The following is a 22,300-nucleotide window of genomic DNA, read 5'->3' as shown; positions in this document are numbered from 1 at the left end:
CGAGAGAAGGACATCAGTGCTCGACGTCAACTTCTTCGACGAGCTTCGCATCAGCCAGGCCACCGCGGACGACATCCGCACGTGGTCGCACGGCGAGGTCAAGAAGCCCGAGACCATCAACTACCGCACCCTCAAGCCCGAGAAGGATGGCCTCTTCTGCGAGAAGATCTTCGGCCCCACCCGGGACTGGGAGTGCTACTGCGGCAAGTACAAGCGCGTCCGCTTCAAGGGCATCATCTGCGAGCGCTGCGGCGTCGAGGTGACCCGCTCGGCCGTGCGTCGTGAGCGCATGGGCCACATCGAGCTCGCCGCCCCGGTGACGCACATCTGGTACTTCAAGGGCGTCCCGAGCCGTCTGGGCTACCTCCTGGACCTCGCTCCGAAGGACCTCGAGAAGGTCATCTACTTCGCCGCCTACATGATCACCTCGGTGGACGAGGAGGGTCGCCACGACGACCTGCCCTCGCTCGAGGCGGAGATCCAGACCGAGATCAAGGCCCTGGAGAACCGTCGCGACGCAGACGTGGAGACCCGTGCCAAGAAGCTCGAGGCCGACCTGGCCGAGCTGGAGGCCGAGGGCGCCAAGTCCGACGCCAAGCGCAAGGTCCGTGACTCGGCCGAGCGGGAGATGAACCAGATCCGCAAGCGGGCCGACCAGCAGATCGAGCGCGTCGAGCAGGTCTGGGACCGTTTCAAGAACCTCAAGGTCCAGGACCTCGAGGGCGACGAGATGCTCTACCGCGAGATGCGGGACCGCTTCGGCATGTACTTCGAGGGCGGCATGGGTGCCGGTGCCCTGCAGAAGCGTCTGCAGAGCTTCGACCTCGAGGCCGAGGCCGAGAAGCTGCGCGAGATCATCGAGACCGGCAAGGGCCAGAAGAAGACCCGTGCCCTGAAGCGCCTCAAGGTGGTCACGGCCTTCCTGACCACCGACAACGAGCCCGAGGGCATGGTCCTGGACGTCGTCCCGGTCATCCCGCCGGACCTGCGCCCGATGGTGCAGCTGGACGGTGGCCGCTTCGCGACCTCCGACCTGAACGACCTGTACCGCCGGGTGATCAACCGCAACAACCGGCTCAAGCGCCTCCTCGACCTCGGTGCCCCCGAGATCATCATCAACAACGAGAAGCGCATGCTGCAGGAGTCCGTGGACTCCCTGTTCGACAACGGTCGTCGCGGCCGCCCGGTCACCGGGCCGGGCAACCGTCCGCTGAAGTCGCTCTCGGACATGCTCAAGGGCAAGCAGGGGCGCTTCCGTCAGAACCTGCTGGGCAAGCGCGTCGACTACTCGGGCCGTTCGGTCATCGTGGTCGGCCCGCAGCTGAAGCTGCACCAGTGCGGCCTGCCGAAGCAGATGGCCCTGGAGCTCTTCAAGCCCTTCGTCATGAAGCGCCTGGTGGACCTGGACCACGCCCAGAACATCAAGTCGGCCAAGCGCATGGTCGAGCGCCACAACCCGATGGTGTGGGACGTGCTCGAGGAGGTCATCACCGAGCACCCGGTGCTGCTGAACCGTGCTCCCACGCTGCACCGACTGGGCATCCAGGCCTTCGAGCCGCAGCTCATCGAGGGCAAGGCCATCCAGATCCACCCGCTGGTCTGCACCGCGTTCAACGCCGACTTCGACGGTGACCAGATGGCCGTGCACGTGCCGCTGTCTGCCGAGGCCCAGGCCGAGGCGCGCATCCTCATGCTCTCGAGCAACAACATCCTCAAGCCGGCGGACGGTCGTCCGGTGACCATGCCCACCCAGGACATGATCATCGGCCTGTACCACCTGACGCTGGCGGAGCTCGGGACCGAGGACCTGCCCGACGAGGAGATCCGCAGCTTCACCTCCCCGGCCGAGGCCCGCATGGCCTTCGACCGTGGCGAGATCACGCTGGGCACCCCGATCCGGGTGCGGCTGGACCACGTCGTGCCGCCGGCCGGTTTCGAGGGGGAGGTCGAGCTCGACGAGCACGGCTACGCCCCGACGCTGACCCTGCGCACCACGCTGGGCCGGGCGATCTTCAACGAGTCGCTGCCGGAGAACTTCCCGTTCGTCAACAACGCGGTCGACAAGAAGGTCCTGTCGAACATCATCAACGCCCTGGCCGAGCGCTACGACAAGGTCGACGTCGCCGCCTCGCTGGACGCGCTCAAGGAGAACGGCTTCCACTGGGCCTCGCGCTCGGGGACGACGGTCGCCATCTCCGACGTGGTGGTGCCGGACAACAAGACCGAGATCCTCGAGGCGTACGAGAGCAAGGCCGCCAAGGTCCAGGTGCAGTACGAGCGTGGTCTGATCACGGACGACGAGCGCCGGCAGGAGCTCATCGAGATCTGGACCCAGGCCACCAACGAGGTCGCCAAGGTCATGGAGGCCCACTTCCCGGCCGACAACCCCATCTTCAAGATGGTGACCTCCGGTGCCCGTGGTAACTGGTTCCAGCTGCGTCAGATCGCCGGCATGCGTGGCCTCATGGCCAACCCCAAGGGCGAGATCATCCCGCGTCCGATCAAGGCCTCGTTCCGCGAGGGCCTGACCGTGCTGGAGTTCTTCATCTCGACCCACGGTGCCCGCAAGGGTCTGGCCGACACCGCTCTGCGTACCGCCGACTCGGGCTACCTGACCCGTCGTCTCGTGGACGTCTCGCAGGACGTCATCGTCCGCGAGGCCGACTGCGGCACCGAGCGGGGCGTGAAGGTCACCATCGGCCAGGCGCTCGGCGACGGTTCCGTGGTGGTCGACGAGGAGGTCGAGTCCAGTGCCTACGCACGGACCGTGGCCGAGGACGTCGAGCACGAGGGCCAGCTGCTGGCCCGGGCCGGGGACGACCTGGGTGACGTGCTCATCGAGGAGCTCGTCGCCGGTGGCGTCACCACCGTCAAGGTGCGTTCCGTGCTGACCTGCGAGTCCTCGGTCGGCACCTGCGCCAAGTGCTACGGCCGGTCCCTGGCCACCGGTCAGCTGGTCGACATCGGCGAGGCCGTCGGCATCGTCGCGGCCCAGTCGATCGGTGAGCCCGGTACCCAGCTCACGATGCGCACCTTCCACACCGGTGGTGTGGCCGGTGACGACATCACGCAGGGTCTGCCGCGCGTCGTCGAGCTCTTCGAGGCCCGCACCCCCAAGGGTGTGGCCCCGATCGCCGAGGCCGCCGGCCGCATCCGGATCGAGGACGCCGACAAGCAGCGTCGCCTGATCCTGGTGCCGGACGACGGCACGGAGGAGCACGCGTACCTCGTCGGCAAGCGCGCCCGCCTCCTGGTGGAGGAGGGCGAGCAGGTCGCCGCCGGTCAGCAGCTGGTCATCGGTGCCGTGGACCCGAAGCAGGTCCTGCGCATCCTCGGCCCGCGTGCGGTGCAGCAGCACCTGGTGGACGAGGTGCAGGGCGTGTACCGCCAGCAGGGTGTGTCCATCCACCAGAAGCACATCGAGGTCATCGTGCGCCAGATGCTGCGCCGGATCACGATCATCGACCAGGGCGACACCACGCTGCTGGCCGGTGACCTGGTGGAGCGCTCGCGCTTCGAGACCCAGAACCGTGAGGTCGTGGCCGAGGGTGGCAAGCCCGCCGCCGGTCGTCCGGAGCTCATGGGCATCACCAAGGCCTCGCTGGCCACCGAGTCGTGGCTGTCGGCCGCCTCCTTCCAGGAGACGACCCGCGTCCTCACCGAGGCCGCCATGCACGGCAAGGGTGACCCGCTGCTGGGGCTCAAGGAGAACGTCATCCTCGGAAAGCTCATCCCGGCGGGCACCGGTCTGCAGCGCTACCGGAATGTCACCGTGGAGCCCACGGAGGAGGCGAAGGCGCAGGCCTACTCGATGACCGACTTCGAGGGCTTCGACTTCTCCGCCTTCGGCGAGGGCACCGGCGAGGCGGTGCGCCTCGACGAGGTCGACACCGGCGACTTCCGCTGGTGACCTGAACGGGGAGCGGACCCGCCGGGCACCGCCTCCCAGCGCGACGAGGGGCCCCTCCACCGAGGGGCCCCTCGTCGCGTCTGCTTGATTTGGCGTTGTTCGGCAGTTCCCCATAGAATCTTCGATTGGTGTGGGCTCGGTCCACACCACCTCCGCCGGGCAGCCGCGATCGACCGCCCGTCCATGGTCTCCATGGGCGGCTCCGATCCCGGAAGTGCAGGTGGGGGAGCGCGCGAGGGCGCAGGCGGCGGTGCCGCCCGTGGTTCCCGGAACATCCACCCCGCGCGACTCATCCAAGGAGCCGCTCAGGCGGCGACAACGACGAAACACGGAGTTTCCTCAGTGCCTACCATCAACCAGCTGGTCCGCAAGGGCCGCCGGGACAAGGTCAAGAAGTTTGACGCCCCGGCCCTCAAGGGCTCGCCCCAGCGTCGTGGCGTGTGCACACGCGTGTACACCACGACCCCCAAGAAGCCGAACTCGGCCCTCCGCAAGGTCGCGCGCGTGCGCCTGACCTCCGGCATCGAGGTGACGGCCTACATCCCCGGCGTCGGCCACAACCTGCAGGAGCACTCCATCGTGCTCGTGCGCGGCGGCGGCGTGAAGGACCTCCCGGGTGTCCGTTACAAGATCGTTCGTGGTGCCCTCGACGCCCAGGGCGTCAAGGACCGCAACCAGGCTCGTTCCCACTACGGCGCGAAGAAGGAGAAGAAGTAATGCCTCGTAAGGGCCCCGCTCCGAAGCGCCCCCTGGCCATCGACCCGGTCTACGGGTCGCCGCTGGTCACGCAGCTGGTGAACAAGATCCTGGTGGACGGCAAGAAGTCCGTCGCCGAGTCCATCGTCTACGGCGCCATGGAGGGCGTGCGCGAGAAGACGGACACCGACCCCGTCCAGACCCTGAAGCGCGCCCTGGACAACATCCGCCCGGCGCTCGAGGTCAAGTCCCGCCGTGTCGGTGGTGCGACCTACCAGGTGCCGATCGAGGTCAAGCCCGGTCGTGCGACCGCCCTGTCCCTCCGCTGGCTGGTGGGCTACGCCCGGCAGCGTCGCGAGAAGACGATGACCGAGCGTCTCATGAACGAGATCCTCGACGCCTCGAACGGTCTGGGTGCTGCGGTGAAGCGCCGCGAGGACACCCACAAGATGGCCGAGGCCAACAAGGCGTTCGCGCACTACCGCTGGTGACCGGGTGGTCACCGATGGTGCCCCTGCGGCATCATCGGTGACCGTCAGTCCCATTTCGCACCGACCACCGCAACACGAGAAGAGACAACGTGGCACAGGACGTCCTCACGGACCTCAAGCAGGTCCGCAACATCGGCATCATGGCGCACATCGACGCCGGCAAGACCACGACCACCGAGCGCATCCTGTTCTACACGGGTGTGAACCACAAGATGGGTGAGACGCACGACGGTGCGTCGACCACCGACTGGATGGACCAGGAGAAGGAGCGTGGCATCACGATCACCTCCGCCGCGGTCACCAGCTTCTGGAAGGGCACCCAGATCAACCTGATCGACACGCCCGGCCACGTCGACTTCACGGTCGAGGTCGAGCGCAACCTCCGCGTCCTGGACGGCGCCGTCGCCGTCTTCGACGGCAAGGAGGGCGTCGAGCCGCAGTCCGAGACCGTGTGGCGGCAGGCCGACAAGTACGGCGTCCCGCGCATGTGCTTCATCAACAAGATGGACAAGATGGGCGCGGACTTCTACTACTCCGTGCAGACCATGGTCGACCGTCTCGGTGCGACCCCGCTGGTCATGCAGCTGCCCATCGGAGCCGAGTCCGACTTCATCGGCATGGTCGACCTGGTCACCATGAAGGCGATGACCTGGTCGAAGGAGACCCCGCTCGGCGAGGCCTACGAGACCGTTGACATCCCGGCCGACCTGCAGGAGAAGGCCGAGGAGTACCGCGCCCAGCTCGTGGAGAAGGTGGCCGAGGCCGACGAGGAGCTGCTCGACAAGTACCTCGGTGGCGAGGAGCTCACCGAGGAGGAGATCCACGCGGGCGTCCGCAAGCTGACGCTGGCCGGCGAGGTCAACCCGGTGTTCTGCGGCACGGCCTTCAAGAACAAGGGTGTCCAGCCGCTGCTCGACGCCATCGTGGCCTACCTGCCGTCCCCGGTGGACCTGCCCCCGATCGAGGGCCTCCTCGCCAGCGACGACGAGACCACCGTCACGCGTGCGCCGTCCGCCGACGAGCCCTTCGCGGCCCTGGCCTTCAAGGTCGCCACGCACCCCTTCTTCGGCACGTTGACCTACATCCGCGTGTACTCCGGCGAGATCGCCTCCGGCAGTCCCGTGTACAACGCGACCAAGGGCAAGAAGGAGCGTCTGGGCAAGCTCTTCCAGATGCACGCCAACAAGGAGAACCCGGTGGAGAAGGTGACCGCTGGTCACATCTACGCCGTGATCGGCCTGAAGGACACCACCACCGGTGACACCCTCTCCGCGATCGACCAGCCGGTCGTTCTGGAGTCGATGACCTTCCCGGACCCGGTGATCCACGTGGCCATCGAGCCCAAGACCAAGGGTGACCAGGAGAAGCTCGGCACGGCGATCCAGAAGCTCGCGGAGGAGGACCCCACCTTCACCGTGCGCCTGGACGAGGAGACCGGCCAGACCGTCATCGGCGGCATGGGCGAGCTCCACCTGGACATCCTCGTGGACCGCATGAAGCGCGAGTTCAAGGTCGAGGCCAACGTCGGTGCGCCGCAGGTGGCCTACCGCGAGACGATCCGTCGCGCGGTCGACAAGCTCGACTACACCCACAAGAAGCAGACGGGTGGCTCGGGTCAGTTCGCCAAGGTCCAGCTGAAGTTCGAGCCGATGGAGGAGGCCGAGGACGGGACGTTCTACGAGTTCGAGAACGCCGTCGTCGGTGGCCGCGTCCCGAAGGAGTACATCCCCTCGGTGGACCAGGGCATCCAGGAGGCCATGCAGCTCGGTGTCCTCGCGGGCTACCCGCTCGTGGGCATCAAGGCCACCCTCATGGATGGTGCCTACCACGACGTCGACTCCTCGGAGATGGCGTTCAAGATCGCCGGTTCCATGGCGCTCAAGGAGGCCGTCCGCAAGGCGGACCCGGTCCTCCTCGAGCCGCTGATGGCCGTCGAGGTGCGCACTCCGGAGGACTACATGGGTGACGTCATCGGTGACATCAACGCGCGCCGTGGCACCATCCAGTCCATGGAGGACATCACCGGTGCCAAGGTCGTTCGCGCCTCGGTCCCGCTGTCCGAGATGTTCGGGTACGTCGGTGACCTGCGGTCCAAGACCCAGGGTCGTGCCAACTACTCCATGCAGTTCGACTCCTACGGCGAGGTTCCGCGCAACGTCGCCGAGGAGATCGTGAAGAAGGTTCGTGGCGAGTGACCCCCACCGGGTACACTCACACGGCCTGATTCGCACCAGTTCCCAGTAACCAGCAATACTTGCGTCCCGCCCGCCGCAATCCCGCGGCGGGACGGGCGCGAGACCACAGTCCAACAGGAGGACCCCAGTGGCGAAGGCAAAGTTCGAGCGGAGCAAGCCGCACGTCAACATCGGCACCATCGGTCACATCGACCACGGCAAGACGACGCTGACGGCCGCCATCTCCAAGGTGCTGCACGACCGTTACCCCGAGCTGAACGAGGCGTCGCCTTTCGACACCATCGACAAGGCTCCCGAGGAGAAGCAGCGCGGCATCACGATCTCGATCTCCCACATCGAGTACCAGACCGAGGAGCGCCACTACGCGCACGTCGACTGCCCCGGTCACGCTGACTACGTGAAGAACATGATCACCGGTGCTGCCCAGATGGACGGCGCCATCCTCGTGGTCGCCGCGACCGACGGCCCGATGCCGCAGACCAAGGAGCACGTCCTCCTGGCCCGCCAGGTCGGCGTTCCGTACATCTGCGTCGCGCTGAACAAGTCGGACATGGTCGACGACGAGGAGATCATGGAGCTCGTCGAGATGGAGGTCCGTGAGCTCCTCTCCGAGTACGACTTCCCGGGCGACGAGGTGCCGGTGGTCCAGGTCTCCGCACTCAAGGCGCTCGAGGGCGACGAGAAGTGGGGCGACAAGATCATCGAGCTGATGTCCGAGGTCGACAAGGCCATCCCGGAGCCGGAGCGCGACATCGACAAGCCGTTCCTGATGCCCGTCGAGGACGTGTTCACCATCACCGGTCGCGGCACCGTGGTGACCGGCCGTATCGAGCGCGGTGTCCTGAACGTCAACGACGAGATCGAGATCGTCGGTATCCGTGAGGACAAGCAGTCCACCACCGTCACCGGCATCGAGATGTTCCGCAAGCTGCTCGACGAGGGCCGCGCCGGTGAGAACGTCGGTCTGCTGCTCCGTGGCACCAAGCGCGAGGACGTCGAGCGCGGCCAGGTCATCTGCAAGCCCGGCTCGATCACCCCGCACAAGAAGTTCGAGGGCTCGGTCTACATCCTGTCGAAGGACGAGGGTGGCCGTCACACCCCGTTCTACGACAACTACCGTCCGCAGTTCTACTTCCGCACCACGGACGTCACCGGTGTGGTCGACCTGCCGGAGGGCACCGAGATGGTCATGCCCGGTGACAACACCGAGATGACCGTCGAGCTCATCCAGCCGGTCGCCATGGAGGAGGGCCTCAAGTTCGCCATCCGTGAGGGTGGCCGCACCGTCGGCGCCGGCCAGGTCACCAAGATCCTGGACTGATCCAGCGCCCTCACGGGCACTGGGCGCCGCGGGAGAGTCCGCACCGCCGAAGGCCCCCGACCTCCATGGTCGGGGGCCTTCCGCGTCGTCCGGGGTGCAGATTTTGTTCCTGCTCCCGGGTGTGCCAGAATAGGCAAGTTGCTTGTTGGGCGTGTCTGCACATCAGCACAGAAGGTCGGTCCCGCTGGGACCCGGATCCTCTGCTGGTCAGCACCCGCGCCCTTCCGGACGAGGCAGGTCCGACCGTGGAGCTCGTGCTCCCCTCCCGCTGGGAGACCGGTCGCTGTCCGACCGGAGCACGAACCCGGTCATCCGGGGCCGCAGGCCCCACCCGGAACGACCCGCAAGGTCGTGGTGTGTCCGCAAAGCGCGACACGCCCGAGCGCGGGGGTCGGGGAGATGGCCGCCATGACCAGAGCGGTACGACGAGAGAGAGTCAACGAACCGATGGCGGGACAGAAGATCCGCATCCGGCTGAAGTCGTATGACCATGAGGTCATCGACTCTTCGGCGCGGAAGATCGTGGACACCGTGACCCGTGCGGGCGCGACCGTAGTGGGCCCTGTGCCCCTTCCGACGGAGAAGAACGTCTTCTGCGTCATCCGGTCCCCGCACAAGTACAAGGACAGCCGAGAGCACTTCGAGATGCGCACGCACAAGCGCCTCATCGACATCGTGGACCCGACCCCCAAGGCGGTCGACTCCCTGATGCGACTCGACCTCCCGGCTGACGTGAACATCGAGATCAAGCTGTGAGCGCCACCATGACTGAGAAGACCGTGCAGCGCACCTACTCCGGACTGCTGGGCACCAAGCTCGGCATGACCCAGGTGTGGGATGCCGAGAACCGCCTGGTCCCGGTCACGGTGGTGCAGGTCGCCCCGAACGTGGTGACCCAGATCCGCACCCCGGAGGCCGACGGCTACGGCGCCGTCCAGATCGCCACCGGCGACATCGACCCCCGCAAGGTGAGCCAGCCCATGTGTGGCCACTTCGAGAAGGCCGGCGTGACCCCGCGTCGCCACCTCACCGAGCTGCGCACCGGGGACTTCGAGTCCTACGAGCTGGGCCAGGAGCTCACCGTGGAGACCTTCGAGGCCGGCCAGTCGGTCGACCTCGTCGGGACCACCAAGGGCAAGGGTTTCGCCGGTGTCATGAAGCGCCACGGGTTCGCTGGTGTCAGCGCCTCCCACGGTGCGCACCGCAACCACCGCAAGCCCGGTTCCATCGGTGGCTGCGCCACGCCCGGCCGCGTCTTCCGCGGCACCCGCATGGCGGGTCGCATGGGCGGCGAGCGTCAGACCACCCAGAACCTGTCCATCCACGCCGTGGACGCCGAGAAGGGTCTGCTGCTCATCACCGGTGCCGTTCCCGGCCCGCGTGGCGGCCTCGTCCTCGTGCGCTCCTCCGTGAAGGGAGCCTGACATGCCGACGATCGACATCATCAGCCCCGCTGGCCAGACCACCGGCACCACCGAGCTGCCCGCCGAGATCTTCGACGTGGCCGTCAACGTGCCGCTGATCCACCAGGTCGTCGTGGCCCAGCTGGCTGCCGCCCGCCAGGGCACGCACGCCACCAAGACGCGCGCCGAGGTGCGCGGTGGTGGTCGCAAGCCGTACCGCCAGAAGGGCACCGGCCGCGCCCGTCAGGGCTCGACCCGTGCGCCGCAGTTCGCCGGCGGTGGCACCGTCCACGGCCCGCAGCCGCGTGACTACGCGCAGCGGACCCCCAAGAAGATGAAGGCCGCCGCCCTGCGTGGCGCGCTCTCCGACCGTGCTCGCCACGGCCGCATCCACGTGCTGTCCAGCGTGCTGGAGGGGGACACCCCGTCCACCCGCAGCGCGGCCACGCTGCTCCGCGGTCAGACCGACCGTCGCAGCCTGCTGGTCGTGCTGGAGCGTGGGGACGAGCTGGCCCTGAAGAGCCTGCGCAACCTCCCGGACGTGCACGCGCTCTTCGCCGACCAGCTGAACACCTATGACGTGATGTGTGCGGACGACGTGTTCTTCACGGCCGGTGCGCTGGAGGCCTTCATCTCCGGTGGTCAGCAGACCGCCCACGAGAACGCTGAGAAGCAGGAGGTCGCCCGATGAGCACCCCCACCACCAACGCCGCGGCAATCGGCAAGGACCCCCGCGACATCCTGCTCGCGCCGGTGGTCTCCGAGAAGTCCTACGCCCTCCTCGACGAGGGGAAGTACACCTTCCTGGTCGACCCGCGCGCCAACAAGACCGAGATCAAGCTTGCCGTCGAGAAGATCTTCGACGTCAAGGTCGCCTCGGTCCACACGATGAACCGCGTGGGCAAGGCCCGTCGGACCCGCTTCGGCATTGGCCGACGCAAGGACACCAAGCGCGCCATCGTCACGCTCAAGGAAGGCTCGATCGACATCTTCGGCGCAGGCAACTGAGCCCGGGATATCGAGACGAGACACGAGTACGGAGCTAGGACCCCAACATGGCAATCCGCAAGCACAAGCCCACGACCCCGGGCCGCCGCGGCTCGAGCGCCGCGGACTTCGTCGAGGTCACCCGGAGCACCCCGGAGAAGTCCCTGGTGCGTCCGCTGACCAAGTCCGGAGGACGCAACACCTCCGGGCGCATCACCACCCGTCACATCGGTGGTGGCCACAAGCGCGCCTACCGTCTGATCGACTTCCGTCGAGCGGACAAGGACGGCGTGCCGGCGAAGGTCGCCCACATCGAGTACGACCCCAACCGCACGGCGCGCATCGCGCTGCTGCACTACGCCGACGGTGAGAAGCGCTACATCATCGCGCCGCGTCACCTGGAGCAGGGCGCCACGGTCGAGTCCGGCCCCGGCGCCGACATCAAGCCGGGCAACAACCTGCCGCTGCGCAACATCCCGGTCGGTACGGTCATCCACGCCATCGAGCTGCGGCCCGGCGGCGGTGCGAAGATCGCCCGCTCCGCCGGCACCCGCGTCCAGCTGGTGGCCAAGGAGGGCCCGTACGCGCAGCTCCGCATGCCGTCCGGCGAGATCCGGAACGTCGACGCCCGCTGCCGCGCCTCCATCGGCGAGGTCGGCAACGCCGAGCAGTCCAACATCAACTGGGGCAAGGCCGGCCGCATGCGCTGGAAGGGCAAGCGCCCGACCGTGCGTGGTGTCGTGATGAACCCCGTTGACCACCCGCACGGTGGTGGTGAGGGCCGGACGTCCGGTGGTCGTCACCCGGTGAGCCCCTGGGGCCAGCGGGAGGGCCGCACCCGCCAGAAGGGCAAGGCCAGCGACAAGCTGATCGTTCGCCGTCGTCGTACCGGCAAGAAGCGCTGATAGGAGCACCTGGAGATGCCTCGTAGCCTCAAGAAGGGCCCCTTCGTCGACGACCACCTCGCCAAGAAGGTGGACGCTCAGAACGAAGCCGGCACGAAGAACGTGATCAAGACCTGGTCGCGTCGTTCCATGATCACCCCGGAGATGCTCGGCCACACCCTGGCCGTGCACGACGGCCGCAAGCACGTCCCGGTCTTCGTGACCGAGGCGATGGTCGGCCACAAGCTCGGGGAGTTCGCGCCGACGAAGACCTTCAAGGGTCACGTCAAGGACGACCGCAAGGGCCGTCGCTGATCTCAGCACCGTGATCGCCGTCCGGCGACCACAACCAACCACTTACGACTGAAGAGGGACTGACATGGAAGCCAAGGCGCAGGCGCGGTACGTCCGCGTGACGCCCATGAAGGCTCGCCGCGTCGTGGACCTGATCCGTGGCAAGCAGGCCGCTGAGGCCCTGTCCGTGCTGCAGTTCGCCCCCCAGGGTGCGAGCGAGCCGGTCATGAAGGTGCTGCAGAGCGCTATTGCGAACGCCCGGTTCATGGCTGACCGCGACGCTGTTGCCTTTGACGAGAACTCGCTGCTCATCAGCGAGGCCTTCGTCGACGAGGGTCCGAGCATGAAGCGGTTCCGTCCGCGTGCTCAGGGCCGGGCCAGCAAGATCCTGAAGCGCACGAGCCACATCACCGTGGTCGTGTCGCAGCCGAACGACGATGACGCCAAGGGAGGGACCCGCTGATGGGTCAGAAGATCAACCCGCACGGCTTCCGTCTGGGCATCACCACCGACCACAAGAGCCGGTGGTTCGCCGACTCCACCGCCGAGGGCCAGCGCTACGCGGACTTCGTGCGCGAGGACGTCGCGATCCGCAAGCTCCTGACCGACGGCATGGAGCGCGCCGGTATCGCCAAGGTCGAGATCGAGCGCACCCGTGACCGCGTGCGTGTGGACATCCACACCGCTCGTCCGGGCATCGTCATCGGTCGCCGTGGTGCCGAGGCGGACCGCCTTCGCGGTCAGCTCGAGAAGCTGACCGGCAAGCAGGTCCAGCTGAACATCCTCGAGGTGAAGAACCCCGAGGCCGTGGCCCAGCTGGTCGCCCAGGGCATCGCCGAGCAGCTGTCGGCCCGCGTGTCGACCCGCCGTGCGATGAAGAAGGGCATCCAGTCCGCGCAGCGCGCCGGCGCCAAGGGCATCCGCGTGCAGTGCTCGGGCCGTCTCGGCGGCGCCGAGATGAGCCGGACCGAGTTCTACCGCGAGGGCCGCGTGCCGCTGCACACCCTCCGGGCGAACATCGACTACGGGTTCCACGAGGCCAAGACCACCTTCGGCCGCATCGGCGTGAAGGTCTGGATCTACCAGGGCGACATGACCGACAAGGAGCTCGCCCGCGAGCAGGCCAACGCCCCGCAGCGTGGCCGCGGTCGTGGTGACCGTCCGGGCCGTGGCCGTGGCGGCGAGGCCCCGCGTGGTCGTGGCCGCGGTCGTGGACCCCGCAACGAGGCGCCGCAGGGCGCCAGCACCGAGGCCGCTGCCCAGGCGCCGGCCGCCGAGGGAGGCGAGAACTGATGCTGATCCCGCGTCGCGTCAAGCACCGCAAGCAGCACCACCCCAAGCGTGCCGGTATGGCGAAGGGTGGCACCGAGCTGGCCTTCGGTGACTACGGCATCCAGGCCCTGTCGCCGGCCTACGTGACCAACCGTCAGATCGAGTCCGCGCGTATCGCGATGACCCGTCACATCAAGCGAGGCGGAAAGGTGTGGATCAACATCTTCCCCGACCGCCCGCTGACGAAGAAGCCCGCCGAGGTCCGCATGGGTTCCGGTAAGGGTTCCACCGAGTGGTGGGTGGCCAACGTGAAGCCGGGCCGCATCATGTTCGAGCTCTCGGGTGTCTCCGACGAGGTCGCGCGTGAGGCCCTGCGTCTGGCCATGCACAAGCTTCCGATGAAGTGCCGCATCGTGGCACGTGAGGGTGGTGACGTCTGATGGCGCTCGGCTCCGACGACAAGACCATGGAGGACCTGCGCGGCATGGACGACCAGGGGCTGCGTGACGCCCTGGCCGAGGCCAAGCAGGAGCTGTTCAACCTCCGTTTCCAGTCCGCCACGGGTCAGATGACCAACAGCAGCCGCCTCAAGGCGGTCCGCAAGGACATCGCCCGGATCTACACCGAGATGCGTGAGCGCGAGCTCAACATCGGTCGTTCCCCGCAGGAGGCGTGATGACTGAGCAGAACACCCAGCAGGTGTCCGAGGACGGCAAGCTGCTGGCCCCCGGCGGCCGCCACTTCCGCAAGGAGCGTCGCGGCTACGTCGTGTCCGACAAGATGGACAAGACGATCACCGTGGAGCTGGAGCAGCGCGTCACCCACGCGCTGTACGGCAAGGTCATCCGCAAGACGACCAAGGTGAAGGCCCACGACGAGAACGAGACCGCCGGCATCGGCGACCTCGTCCGCATCGCCGAGACCCGTCCGACCTCTGCGACCAAGCGCTGGCGCCTGGTCGAGGTCGTGGAGAAGGCCAAGTAAGAAGCATCGATGGTGGGGGCGGAGTACGCTTCGCCCCCACCCTCCGACCATCCGGTTCGGCAAGGCTCACCCCCGCAAGGAGGGGTGAGAACCTGCTCGACGACAGGAGAATGTAGTGATCCAGCAGGAGTCGCGACTGCGCGTCGCCGACAACACCGGTGCCAAGGAGATCTTGTGCATCCGGGTTCTCGGCGGTTCGGGTCGTCGCTACGCCGGCATCGGCGACACGATCGTCGCGTCGGTCAAGGACGCCATCCCCGGCGGCAACGTGAAGAAGGGTGACGTCGTCAAGGCGGTCATCGTCCGCACCTCGAAGGAGCGGCGCCGTCCCGACGGCAGCTACATCCGCTTCGACGAGAACGCCGCCGTCATCCTCAAGGCCGATGGGGAGCCCCGTGGCACCCGCATCTTCGGCCCCGTCGGACGCGAGCTGCGTGACAAGCAGTTCATGCGCATCGTGTCCCTCGCCCCGGAGGTGATCTGATCATGGCGGCCCACAAGACGCCCAAGATGAAGATCAAGAAGAACGACCTCGTCCAGGTCATCACCGGCCGTACGCAGGCCAACGGTGGTGACCGGGGCAAGACCGGTCGCGTCATCGAGGTGTACCCGGAGCGCCAGCGCGTGCTCGTCGAGGGCATCAACCGCGTGACCAAGCACACCCGCGCAGGCGTGGGCGGAGGCGCCGGCGGCATCCAGACCGTCGAGGCCCCCATCCACGTGTCCAACGTGGCGCTGGTGGACCCGGAGACCAACACCCCGACCCGTGTCCGCACGCGCGTCGAGAACGTCGAGCGCAACGGTCGTCAGAAGGCGACCCGCACCCGCGTGGCCGTGCGCTCGGGCAAGGACCTGGCATGAGTGAGACCACCGAGATGACCGAGCAGACCGCTGCTCCGGCGCAGCGTCCGGTCCCGCGCCTCAAGGAGCGCTACCGCTCCGAGATCCGGGACACGCTGATGTCGGAGTTCAACTACGCCAACGTGATGCAGATCCCCGGCGTCACCAAGGTCGTCGTGAACATGGGTGTGGGCGACGCCGCCCGCGACTCCAAGCTCATCGACGGCGCCATCAAGGACCTGACCGTCATCACCGGTCAGAAGCCCCGCGTGAACCGGGCGAAGAAGTCGATCGCCCAGTTCAAGCTCCGTGAGGGCATGCCCATCGGCGCGAACGTCACCCTGCGTGGCGACCGCATGTGGGAGTTCCTGGACCGTCTGGTGTCGGTGGCCCTGCCCCGTATCCGCGACTTCCGTGGCCTGTCCCCGAAGCAGTTCGACGGCCAGGGCAACTACACCTTCGGCCTCACGGAGCAGTCCATGTTCCACGAGATCGACCAGGACAAGATCGACCGCGTCCGCGGCATGGACATCACGGTCGTGACCACCGCCCAGACCGACGACGAGGGCCGCGCGCTGCTTCGCGCGCTGGGCTTCCCGTTCAAGGAGAACTGACGTGGCGAAGACCGCTCTGAAGAACAAGGCCGCCCGCAAGCCGAAGTTCGCCGTCCGGGCCTACACGCGCTGCCAGCGCTGCGGCCGCCCGCACTCGGTGTACCGCAAGTTCGGCCTGTGCCGCATCTGCCTGCGCGAGATGGCCCACGCCGGCCAGCTCCCCGGCGTCACCAAGTCCTCTTGGTGACCTGCAAGTCCTGATATCCACCCACTCCATCACAGGTCCCCGGGCGCGCCCCGTGCGTGCAGGATCCGGACGATCCCAGGTCGGATGACACCGACCGCCCGGCGAAACCAGGATGAGGAAGGGCGATCCAGCCCATGACCATGACCGATCCGATCGCGGACATGCTGACCCGCGTGCGCAACGCCAACTCGGCGCAGCACGACGAGGTCCGCATGCCGTTCTCGAAGCTGAAGTCCCACATCGCCGACATCCTCAAGAACGAGGGTTACATCGGCGACTGGACCGAGGAGGAGGCGGAGGTCGGCAAGACCCTCGTCATCTCCCTGAAGTACGGCCCGAACCGCGAGCGCTCCATCGCCGGGGTGCGCCGGGTGTCCAAGCCCGGTCTGCGCGTGTACGCGAAGTCGACCAACCTGCCGCGGGTCCTGGGTGGCCTGGGCATCGCGATCCTGTCGACCTCCTCGGGCCTTCTGACCGACAAGCAGGCCGCTGCCAAGGGTGTGGGTGGGGAAGTCCTCGCCTACGTCTGGTGAGCCCCGGACGAGGAAGGAACTGAGAAATGTCTCGTATTGGACGACTTCCCGTCACTGTGCCCAACGGTGTCGACGTGACCATCGACGGTCAGGACGTCACCGTGAAGGGCCCGAAGGGTGAGCTGGACGTCACCCTGCCGGAGCCGATCACCGCTGCTCGTGACGAGGAGGGTGCCATCGTGGTGTCCCGCCCGGACGAGGAGCGCGAGTCCCGTGCCCGTCACGGCCTGGCGCGCACCCTGATCCAGAACATGGTCACCGGCGTGACCGAGGGCTACACCAAGCGCCTCGAGATCTCCGGTACCGGTTACCGCGTGGTGGCGAAGGGCTCGGACCTGGAGTTCGCGCTCGGCTACTCGCACCCGATCCTGGTGAAGGCCCCCGAGGGGATCACCTTCACCCTGGACGGCCCGACCAAGGTCGCCGTGAGCGGCATCGACAAGCAGCTCGTCGGTGAGGTCGCGGCCAACATCCGCAAGCTCCGCAAGCCCGACCCGTACAAGGCCAAGGGTGTGCGCTACGAGGGCGAACACATCCGCCGCAAGGTCGGAAAGGCTGGTAAGTAAGCCATGGCTATGATCGTCAAGCGCCCCAAGGGCAGCGTGGCCTCCCGAGAGCGTCGTCACGCCCGCCTGCGCAAGAAGGTGACCGGCACGAGCGAGCGCCCGCGTCTCGCGGTGCACCGCTCCAGCCGTCACATGTTCGTCCAGGTCATCGACGACACCGTCGGTCGCACCCTGGCCTCGGCCTCCACCATGGAGCCGGAGCTGCGTGCCTCCGAGGCGGACAAGTCCGCCAAGGCCCGCAAGGTCGGCGAGCTCGTCGCCGAGCGTGCGAAGGCCGCTGGTGTCGAGGTCGTCGTGTTCGACCGTGGTGGCAACCGCTACGCCGGTCGTGTCGCGGCCGTGGCCGACGGCGCCCGTGAGGGTGGTCTGACGCTGTGATGAACGCTACTCGTGCAACTCAGGGAAAGGACCTCTGATGGCTGAGACTCAGCAGGGAGGCGAGCTCACCGGGGCAGAGGTGCAGGACAACCGCGCCGGTGGCAACACCAACGAGCGTGGCAACACGCGCAACGACAACCGTGGTGGCAACCGCAACGACCGTGGCGGCCGTGACGGCGGCCGTGGTGGCCGGGGCGGCCGCGACGAGGGCAACCAGTACCTCGAGCGCGTCGTCACGATCAACCGTGTGGCCAAGGTCGTCAAGGGTGGTCGCCGCTTCAGCTTCACCGCGCTCGTCGTGGTGGGTGACGGCGACGGCACCGTGGGTGTCGGCTACGGAAAGGCCAAGGAGGTGCCCCTGGCGATCGCCAAGGGTGTCGAGGAGGCCAAGAAGAACTTCTTCCGCGTGGCTCGCATCGGCGGGACCATCCCCCACCCCACCCAGGGTGAGGACTCCGCCGGCATCGTCATGCTCCGCCCGGCCTCGCCGGGTACCGGTGTGATCGCCGGTGGCCCGGTGCGTGCGGTGCTGGAGTGCGCCGGCATCCACGACGTCCTGAGCAAGTCCCTCGGTTCGGACAACCAGATCAACATCGTGCACGCCACGGTGCAGGCGCTGCGCCAGCTGGAGCAGCCGGAGGCCGTGGCCGCCCGCCGCGGTCTGCCGATCGAGGACGTCGCGCCCGCCGCGATGCTCCGCGCCCGCGCCGCGGCTGCCGGAGAGGGGGCCTGATGGCCACGCTCAAGGTGACCCAGACCCGTTCCGCCATCGGCGCCAAGCCGCAGCACCGTGAGACGCTGCGGACGCTGGGCCTGAAGCGGATCGGCCACACCGTCGAGAAGCAGGACCGCCCGGAGATCCGTGGCATGGTCAAGAGCGTCACCCACCTGGTGACGATGGAGGAGGTGAACTGACGATGGCGAAGGACGACACCCAGCAGACCGAGCAGGTCGAGACGAGCGAGTCCCCGCTGAAGGTCCACGACCTCCGTCCGGCCCCCGGTGCCAAGAAGGCCAAGACCCGTGTGGGTCGTGGTGAGGCGTCGAAGGGCAAGACCGCCGGTCGTGGTACCAAGGGTACGAAGGCCCGCTACCAGGTTCCGGAGCGCTTCGAGGGTGGCCAGACCCCCCTGCACATGCGCATGCCGAAGCTGCGCGGCTTCAAGAACCCGTTCAAGGTGAGCTACCAGGTGGTGAACGTGCAGCAGATCGCTGCGCACTTCCCGCAGGGTGGCGAGGTCACCGTCGAGAAGCTGGTGGAGGCGGGCCTGGTCCGCAAGAACCAGCCGGTCAAGGTGCTCGGCGAGGGTGAGATCACCGTCCCGGTCACCCTGACCGTCGACAAGTTCTCCGCGTCCGCGCAGGAGAAGATCACGGCCGCCGGCGGTTCCGTCACCGCACGCTGACCGTGTGACCGTGGTGCCCCCGGGCACCGCACCCGATGACGCCCCCGCCGACGAAGGTCGACGGGGGCGTCGTCGTCCCCGGTTCCGGCGACCCCCGGGTGTTAGGGTCGCCTGCGACGCAGCCGCGTCCGCGACCCGCCGGAGCGCCGCTTCGTCGGCCCACGATTTCCCACCGCCCCGGTGCCGCTGCGTGCGGGCACGGGCGGGAGACCTGGAGGTTCCGTGCTCAGCTCATTCGGACGGGCGTTCCGCACGCCCGAGCTGCGGGGCAAACTGCTGTTCACGCTGGCGATCATGGCGCTCTTCCGCCTGGGTTCCCACGTGCCGACGCCCGGCATCAACTACCAGCTGGTGCAGCAGTGCCGCGAGATGGGATCGGGCAGCAACTCCCTGCTGGGCCTGACCAACATGTTCTCCGGCGGCGCCATGCTGCAGCTCTCGATCTTCGCGCTCGGGATCATGCCGTACATCACCGCGAGCATCATCGTGCAGCTGCTGACCGTGGTCATCCCGCACTTCGAGCGCCTCAAGCAGGAGGGCTCCTCCGGCCAGGCCAAGATGACGCAGTACACGCGCTACCTGACGATCGGTCTGGCGGTGCTGCAGTCCTCCACCCTCATCACCTTCGCGCGCAACCCGTGGCAGCTCTTCGGGGGAGCCCCGGAGGCGTGCCCGACGATCATGACCGACGACAGCCTCTGGACCGTCTCGCTCATGGTTCTGACGCTCACCGCGGGGACCGGCCTGGTGATGTGGCTCGGTGAGCAGATCACCGAGCACGGCGTCGGCAACGGCATGTCGCTGCTCATCTTCACGGCCATCGCCGCCGGCTTCCCGGGCTCGCTGTGGGCCATCAAGGACCGGGGCTGGGACAAGTTCGTGCTGGTGCTCCTCCTGGGCCTGGCGATCCTCACGATCGTGGTCTTCGTCGAGCAGTGCCAGCGCCGGATCCCGGTGCAGTACGCCAAGCGCATGGTGGGACGGCGCATGTACGGCGGGACCTCCACCTACATCCCGCTGAAGCTCAACATGGCGAACGTCATCCCGATCATCTTCGCCAGCTCGATCCTCATGCTGCCGATGATGGCCGCGCAGTTCCGGACCCCCGACGACGGGACCCGACCGGCGGCCTGGATCGAGTGGGTGAGCCGGCACCTGACCATGGGCACCGACCCGGTCTACGTGCTCGTCTACTTCGTCCTCATCGTCTTCTTCGCCTTCTTCTACACGTCGATCACCTTCGACCCGGACGACGTCGCGGACTCGATGAAGCGCTACGGCGGCTTCGTGCCCGGGGTCCGCGCCGGGAAGCCGACCGCCCACTACCTGCGCTACGTCCTGAACCGCATCACCACCCCGGGTGCGCTGTACCTTGGCGTCCTGGCCCTCATCCCGCTCTATGCCCTCGACGCGCTCGGGAGCATCGGCGACTTCCCCTTCGGCGGTGCCTCGCTGCTCATCGTCGTGGGTGTCGGTCTGCAGACGGTCAAGCAGATCGAGTCCAAGCTGCAGCAGCACGAGTACGAAGGATTCCTCCGATGACCCGCATGATCATCCTCGGCCCCCCCGGTGCCGGCAAGGGCACCCAGGCCTCCCGCATCGCCGAGCGCTACGGCATCCCGGCCATCTCCACCGGTGACATCTTCCGCGCCAACATCAAGGCCGAGACCGAGCTGGGGCAGCAGGTCAAGGAGATCACCGCCAGCGGCGGCCTGGTCCCGGACGAGCTGACCAACCGCATCGTCGCCGACCGGCTGGCGCAGCCGGACGCCCAGCAGGGCTTCCTGCTCGACGGCTACCCCCGCAACCTCGGCCAGGTGGAGGCCCTCGACCGGATGCTCGCCGACAGCGGGGTGCAGCTCGACGTCGTCGTCGAGCTGGTCGTGGACTCCGAGGAGGTCGTGCAGCGACTGCTCAAGCGCGCCGAGATCGAGGGGCGGGTGGACGACACCGAGGAGGTCATCCGTCACCGCATGGAGGTCTACACCGAGCAGACCGCCCCGCTCAGCGAGGCCTACTCCGAGCGCGGGATGCTCACCACCGTCGACGGCGAGGGCGAGATCGACGAGGTCACCGAGCGCCTCAACGCCGTGCTCGACCCGATCGCCGGGACGTGACGTGCTCGGTCGGAACCGACTGAACGGACGCAGCCCCGCCGAGATCCGCCTCATGCGGTCGGCGGGGCTCGTCGTCGCACGAGCCCTGGCGGCCGTGGAGGCCGCGCTGCGCCCGGGGGTCACGACCCGCGAGCTGGACGCCGTCGCCGAGGAGGTCATCCGCTCGGCCGGCGCCGTGCCCAGCTTCAAGGGCTACCACGGCTTCCCCGCCTCGATCTGCGTGAGCGTGGGTGACGAGGTCGTCCACGGGATCCCGGGGGAGCGGGTCCTCGCCGCCGGGGACCTGGTGAGCGTCGACTGCGGCGCGATCCTGCAGGGGTGGCACGGGGACGCCGCGCGCTCCTGGATCGTGCCCGGTGGACCCGACGGCGAGGCCGCAGCCGCCCAGGCGGCGCTGCTCGAGGACACCCGGACCGCGATGTGGGCGGCCATCGCCGCACTGCGGGAGCGCGGCCCCCTGCACGCCATCGGGGACACCATCGAGGAGCACGTGGCCCGGTGCGAGGAGGAGCGCGGCCTGCGCTACGGGATCGTCGAGGAGTACGGCGGGCACGGCATCGGCCGGGAGATGCACGAGGACCCGTGGATCCCGAACTACGCCGCCCGGGGGAGCGGTGGACGGGTGCCCCGGGGGCTGACGGTGGCCATCGAGCCGATGATCACCCTCGGCGAGCCGGAGACCCGGACCCTGGCCGACGACTGGACCGTGGTGACCACCTCGGGTCGGGCCGCCGCCCACTGGGAGAACACGGTCGCCGTCACCGAGGGGGGAGTCTGGGTGCTCACCGAGCCGGACGGCGGGGAGTCGGGGCTCGCCGAGCTCGGCGGCCGCTGCGCGCCGCTGTCCGATTCGTGACCGCTGGGTGATCTGGGGTACGCTTGCCCGTCGGGTTCTTCCTGCGTGCTCACGCACGCGGGCGGGGTCCGCATCGTCGATGGCCGAACCCAGCAGGGGGGAGGCCGACCAAGTGAGTAGTGGAGGACATGGCGAAGAAGGACGGCGTCATCGAGGTCGAGGGCACCATTGTCGAGGCTCTGCCGAACGCGAACTTCCGCGTGGAGCTGACCAACGGCCACGTGGTTCTCGCCCACATCTCGGGCAAGATGCGACAGCACTACATCCGGATCCTCCCCGAGGACCGCGTGGTGGTGGAGCTCAGCCCGTACGACCTGTCCCGCGGTCGCATCGTCTTCCGCCACCGCTGAGGCTCGCGCCCCAGCA

The 22,300-nt window shown here is 67.7% G+C and carries 30 protein-coding genes; all 30 read left to right on the top strand.

The genetic code is table 11. The features are described from left to right. Window positions 1-16: 16 nt before the first annotated feature. Window positions 17-3,910 carry a DNA-directed RNA polymerase subunit beta' gene (locus tag CFT82_RS03875; RefSeq protein ID WP_088817723.1) on the top strand — a complete coding sequence of 1,298 codons (3,894 nt, stop codon included), beginning with the start codon at window positions 17-19 and terminating at the stop codon, window positions 3,908-3,910. A gap of 342 nt (window positions 3,911-4,252) precedes the next feature. Next, a complete protein-coding gene (gene rpsL / locus CFT82_RS03870; protein ID WP_088817722.1) occupies window positions 4,253-4,627 on the top strand; it encodes a 30S ribosomal protein S12 in 375 nt (124 codons plus the stop codon). Further along, on the top strand, window positions 4,627-5,097 hold the full coding sequence (gene rpsG / locus CFT82_RS03865; protein WP_088817721.1) for a 30S ribosomal protein S7: 471 nt from the start codon (window positions 4,627-4,629) through the stop codon (window positions 5,095-5,097). Before rpsL ends, rpsG begins: the two co-directional genes overlap by 1 nt. 89 nt (window positions 5,098-5,186) lie before the next feature. Beyond that, window positions 5,187-7,292 carry an elongation factor G gene (fusA, locus tag CFT82_RS03860; RefSeq protein ID WP_088817720.1) on the top strand — a complete coding sequence of 702 codons (2,106 nt, stop codon included), beginning with the start codon at window positions 5,187-5,189 and terminating at the stop codon, window positions 7,290-7,292. Window positions 7,293-7,419: 127 nt separating this feature from the next. Continuing rightward, window positions 7,420-8,613 (top strand): elongation factor Tu, encoded by a 1,194-nt coding sequence (gene tuf, locus CFT82_RS03855; protein ID WP_088817719.1) that lies wholly within the window; start codon window positions 7,420-7,422, stop codon window positions 8,611-8,613. 447 nt (window positions 8,614-9,060) lie between these two features. Next, a complete protein-coding gene (gene rpsJ / locus CFT82_RS03850) occupies window positions 9,061-9,369 on the top strand; it encodes a 30S ribosomal protein S10 (protein ID WP_006946210.1) in 309 nt (102 codons plus the stop codon). Window positions 9,370-9,377: 8 nt separating this feature from the next. Continuing rightward, window positions 9,378-10,037 carry a 50S ribosomal protein L3 gene (gene rplC / locus CFT82_RS03845; RefSeq protein WP_088818313.1) on the top strand — a complete coding sequence of 220 codons (660 nt, stop codon included), beginning with the start codon at window positions 9,378-9,380 and terminating at the stop codon, window positions 10,035-10,037. Window position 10,038: 1 nt separating this feature from the next. Next, window positions 10,039-10,707 carry a 50S ribosomal protein L4 gene (gene rplD / locus CFT82_RS03840; RefSeq protein WP_088817718.1) on the top strand — a complete coding sequence of 223 codons (669 nt, stop codon included), beginning with the start codon at window positions 10,039-10,041 and terminating at the stop codon, window positions 10,705-10,707. Beyond that, window positions 10,704-11,024 carry a 50S ribosomal protein L23 gene (gene rplW, locus CFT82_RS03835; RefSeq protein ID WP_088817717.1) on the top strand — a complete coding sequence of 107 codons (321 nt, stop codon included), beginning with the start codon at window positions 10,704-10,706 and terminating at the stop codon, window positions 11,022-11,024. Before rplD ends, rplW begins: the two co-directional genes overlap by 4 nt. A 47-nt stretch (window positions 11,025-11,071) precedes the next feature. Then, window positions 11,072-11,908 carry a 50S ribosomal protein L2 gene (gene rplB, locus CFT82_RS03830; protein ID WP_088817716.1) on the top strand — a complete coding sequence of 279 codons (837 nt, stop codon included), beginning with the start codon at window positions 11,072-11,074 and terminating at the stop codon, window positions 11,906-11,908. Between the two features lie 15 nt (window positions 11,909-11,923). After that, window positions 11,924-12,202: a 30S ribosomal protein S19 gene (gene rpsS / locus CFT82_RS03825; protein WP_088817715.1), complete on the top strand. Its 279-nt coding sequence runs from the start codon at window positions 11,924-11,926 to the stop codon at window positions 12,200-12,202. Between the two features lie 64 nt (window positions 12,203-12,266). Further along, window positions 12,267-12,644, top strand: a complete 378-nt coding sequence (rplV, locus tag CFT82_RS03820) for a 50S ribosomal protein L22 (protein WP_088817714.1) — start codon at window positions 12,267-12,269, stop codon at window positions 12,642-12,644. After that, complete coding sequence (gene rpsC / locus CFT82_RS03815; RefSeq protein ID WP_088817713.1) at window positions 12,644-13,474, top strand: 30S ribosomal protein S3; 831 nt, start codon at window positions 12,644-12,646, stop codon at window positions 13,472-13,474. Before rplV ends, rpsC begins: the two co-directional genes overlap by 1 nt. Next, window positions 13,474-13,893 carry a 50S ribosomal protein L16 gene (gene rplP / locus CFT82_RS03810; RefSeq protein ID WP_088817712.1) on the top strand — a complete coding sequence of 140 codons (420 nt, stop codon included), beginning with the start codon at window positions 13,474-13,476 and terminating at the stop codon, window positions 13,891-13,893. Before rpsC ends, rplP begins: the two co-directional genes overlap by 1 nt. Further along, window positions 13,893-14,129, top strand: a complete 237-nt coding sequence (gene rpmC, locus CFT82_RS03805) for a 50S ribosomal protein L29 (RefSeq protein ID WP_088817711.1) — start codon at window positions 13,893-13,895, stop codon at window positions 14,127-14,129. Before rplP ends, rpmC begins: the two co-directional genes overlap by 1 nt. After that, on the top strand, window positions 14,129-14,437 hold the full coding sequence (rpsQ, locus tag CFT82_RS03800; RefSeq protein ID WP_088817710.1) for a 30S ribosomal protein S17: 309 nt from the start codon (window positions 14,129-14,131) through the stop codon (window positions 14,435-14,437). The genes rpmC and rpsQ overlap by 1 nt, the downstream gene beginning before the upstream one ends. 115 nt (window positions 14,438-14,552) lie before the next feature. Continuing rightward, window positions 14,553-14,921, top strand: a complete 369-nt coding sequence (rplN, locus tag CFT82_RS03795; protein WP_088817709.1) for a 50S ribosomal protein L14 — start codon at window positions 14,553-14,555, stop codon at window positions 14,919-14,921. 2 nt (window positions 14,922-14,923) lie between these two features. Continuing rightward, window positions 14,924-15,298, top strand: coding sequence for a 50S ribosomal protein L24 (gene rplX / locus CFT82_RS03790; protein ID WP_088817708.1), 375 nt, complete (start codon window positions 14,924-14,926; stop codon window positions 15,296-15,298). 14 nt (window positions 15,299-15,312) lie between these two features. Then, a complete protein-coding gene (gene rplE, locus CFT82_RS03785) occupies window positions 15,313-15,891 on the top strand; it encodes a 50S ribosomal protein L5 (protein WP_088818312.1) in 579 nt (192 codons plus the stop codon). A 1-nt stretch (window position 15,892) separates the two neighbouring features. Continuing rightward, window positions 15,893-16,078: a type Z 30S ribosomal protein S14 gene (locus tag CFT82_RS03780; RefSeq protein WP_088817707.1), complete on the top strand. Its 186-nt coding sequence runs from the start codon at window positions 15,893-15,895 to the stop codon at window positions 16,076-16,078. A gap of 134 nt (window positions 16,079-16,212) precedes the next feature. Beyond that, window positions 16,213-16,611: a 30S ribosomal protein S8 gene (gene rpsH / locus CFT82_RS03775; protein ID WP_088817706.1), complete on the top strand. Its 399-nt coding sequence runs from the start codon at window positions 16,213-16,215 to the stop codon at window positions 16,609-16,611. Window positions 16,612-16,637: 26 nt separating this feature from the next. Continuing rightward, entirely contained in the window at window positions 16,638-17,177 is a 540-nt protein-coding gene (rplF, locus tag CFT82_RS03770) for a 50S ribosomal protein L6 (protein WP_088817705.1), read from the top strand. A 3-nt stretch (window positions 17,178-17,180) separates the two neighbouring features. Further along, on the top strand, window positions 17,181-17,555 hold the full coding sequence (rplR, locus tag CFT82_RS03765; RefSeq protein WP_088817704.1) for a 50S ribosomal protein L18: 375 nt from the start codon (window positions 17,181-17,183) through the stop codon (window positions 17,553-17,555). Between the two features lie 37 nt (window positions 17,556-17,592). Then, window positions 17,593-18,288 carry a 30S ribosomal protein S5 gene (gene rpsE, locus CFT82_RS03760; RefSeq protein ID WP_088817703.1) on the top strand — a complete coding sequence of 232 codons (696 nt, stop codon included), beginning with the start codon at window positions 17,593-17,595 and terminating at the stop codon, window positions 18,286-18,288. After that, window positions 18,288-18,470 (top strand): 50S ribosomal protein L30, encoded by a 183-nt coding sequence (rpmD, locus tag CFT82_RS03755; RefSeq protein WP_088817702.1) that lies wholly within the window; start codon window positions 18,288-18,290, stop codon window positions 18,468-18,470. Before rpsE ends, rpmD begins: the two co-directional genes overlap by 1 nt. A gap of 2 nt (window positions 18,471-18,472) precedes the next feature. Further along, window positions 18,473-18,961, top strand: coding sequence for a 50S ribosomal protein L15 (gene rplO / locus CFT82_RS03750; RefSeq protein WP_088817701.1), 489 nt, complete (start codon window positions 18,473-18,475; stop codon window positions 18,959-18,961). Between the two features lie 222 nt (window positions 18,962-19,183). Next, entirely contained in the window at window positions 19,184-20,503 is a 1,320-nt protein-coding gene (gene secY / locus CFT82_RS03745; RefSeq protein WP_088817700.1) for a preprotein translocase subunit SecY, read from the top strand. Further along, complete coding sequence (locus CFT82_RS03740) at window positions 20,500-21,078, top strand: adenylate kinase (RefSeq protein WP_088817699.1); 579 nt, start codon at window positions 20,500-20,502, stop codon at window positions 21,076-21,078. The genes secY and CFT82_RS03740 overlap by 4 nt, the downstream gene beginning before the upstream one ends. A 1-nt stretch (window position 21,079) precedes the next feature. Further along, complete coding sequence (gene map, locus CFT82_RS03735; protein WP_088817698.1) at window positions 21,080-21,934, top strand: type I methionyl aminopeptidase; 855 nt, start codon at window positions 21,080-21,082, stop codon at window positions 21,932-21,934. A 128-nt stretch (window positions 21,935-22,062) separates the two neighbouring features. After that, a complete protein-coding gene (infA, locus tag CFT82_RS03730; RefSeq protein WP_088818311.1) occupies window positions 22,063-22,284 on the top strand; it encodes a translation initiation factor IF-1 in 222 nt (73 codons plus the stop codon). Window positions 22,285-22,300: the final 16 nt, after the last annotated feature.

The organism is Kytococcus aerolatus (genome assembly GCF_900187395.1).
Taxonomy (GTDB): domain Bacteria; phylum Actinomycetota; class Actinomycetes; order Actinomycetales; family Dermatophilaceae; genus Kytococcus; species Kytococcus aerolatus.
This window is presented reverse-complemented; position numbering and strand designations above follow the sequence as displayed.

Excerpts from the sequence above, each read along its gene's own strand:
- rpsC (WP_088817713.1), top strand. The coding sequence starts at position 12,644 with ATGGGTCAGAAGATCAACCCGCACGGCTTCCGTCTGGGCATCACCACC.
- rpmD (WP_088817702.1), top strand. The coding sequence starts at position 18,288 with ATGGCCACGCTCAAGGTGACCCAGACCCGTTCCGCCATCGGCGCCAAG.
- rplO (WP_088817701.1), top strand. The coding sequence starts at position 18,473 with ATGGCGAAGGACGACACCCAGCAGACCGAGCAGGTCGAGACGAGCGAG.
- rpsJ (WP_006946210.1), top strand. The coding sequence starts at position 9,061 with ATGGCGGGACAGAAGATCCGCATCCGGCTGAAGTCGTATGACCATGAG.
- rpsG (WP_088817721.1), top strand. The coding sequence starts at position 4,627 with ATGCCTCGTAAGGGCCCCGCTCCGAAGCGCCCCCTGGCCATCGACCCG.
- rpsS (WP_088817715.1), top strand. The coding sequence starts at position 11,924 with ATGCCTCGTAGCCTCAAGAAGGGCCCCTTCGTCGACGACCACCTCGCC.
- rplX (WP_088817708.1), top strand. The coding sequence starts at position 14,924 with ATGGCGGCCCACAAGACGCCCAAGATGAAGATCAAGAAGAACGACCTC.
- rplR (WP_088817704.1), top strand. The coding sequence starts at position 17,181 with ATGGCTATGATCGTCAAGCGCCCCAAGGGCAGCGTGGCCTCCCGAGAG.
- rplF (WP_088817705.1), top strand. The coding sequence starts at position 16,638 with ATGTCTCGTATTGGACGACTTCCCGTCACTGTGCCCAACGGTGTCGAC.
- rplC (WP_088818313.1), top strand. The coding sequence starts at position 9,378 with ATGACTGAGAAGACCGTGCAGCGCACCTACTCCGGACTGCTGGGCACC.
- rplP (WP_088817712.1), top strand. The coding sequence starts at position 13,474 with ATGCTGATCCCGCGTCGCGTCAAGCACCGCAAGCAGCACCACCCCAAG.
- rpsQ (WP_088817710.1), top strand. The coding sequence starts at position 14,129 with ATGACTGAGCAGAACACCCAGCAGGTGTCCGAGGACGGCAAGCTGCTG.
- rplV (WP_088817714.1), top strand. The coding sequence starts at position 12,267 with ATGGAAGCCAAGGCGCAGGCGCGGTACGTCCGCGTGACGCCCATGAAG.
- rplW (WP_088817717.1), top strand. The coding sequence starts at position 10,704 with ATGAGCACCCCCACCACCAACGCCGCGGCAATCGGCAAGGACCCCCGC.
- rpsE (WP_088817703.1), top strand. The coding sequence starts at position 17,593 with ATGGCTGAGACTCAGCAGGGAGGCGAGCTCACCGGGGCAGAGGTGCAG.
- CFT82_RS03740 (WP_088817699.1), top strand. The coding sequence starts at position 20,500 with ATGACCCGCATGATCATCCTCGGCCCCCCCGGTGCCGGCAAGGGCACC.
- rplD (WP_088817718.1), top strand. The coding sequence starts at position 10,039 with ATGCCGACGATCGACATCATCAGCCCCGCTGGCCAGACCACCGGCACC.
- rplE (WP_088818312.1), top strand. The coding sequence starts at position 15,313 with ATGACCGAGCAGACCGCTGCTCCGGCGCAGCGTCCGGTCCCGCGCCTC.
- infA (WP_088818311.1), top strand. The coding sequence starts at position 22,063 with ATGGCGAAGAAGGACGGCGTCATCGAGGTCGAGGGCACCATTGTCGAG.
- rpmC (WP_088817711.1), top strand. The coding sequence starts at position 13,893 with ATGGCGCTCGGCTCCGACGACAAGACCATGGAGGACCTGCGCGGCATG.
- rplB (WP_088817716.1), top strand. The coding sequence starts at position 11,072 with ATGGCAATCCGCAAGCACAAGCCCACGACCCCGGGCCGCCGCGGCTCG.
- rpsH (WP_088817706.1), top strand. The coding sequence starts at position 16,213 with ATGACCATGACCGATCCGATCGCGGACATGCTGACCCGCGTGCGCAAC.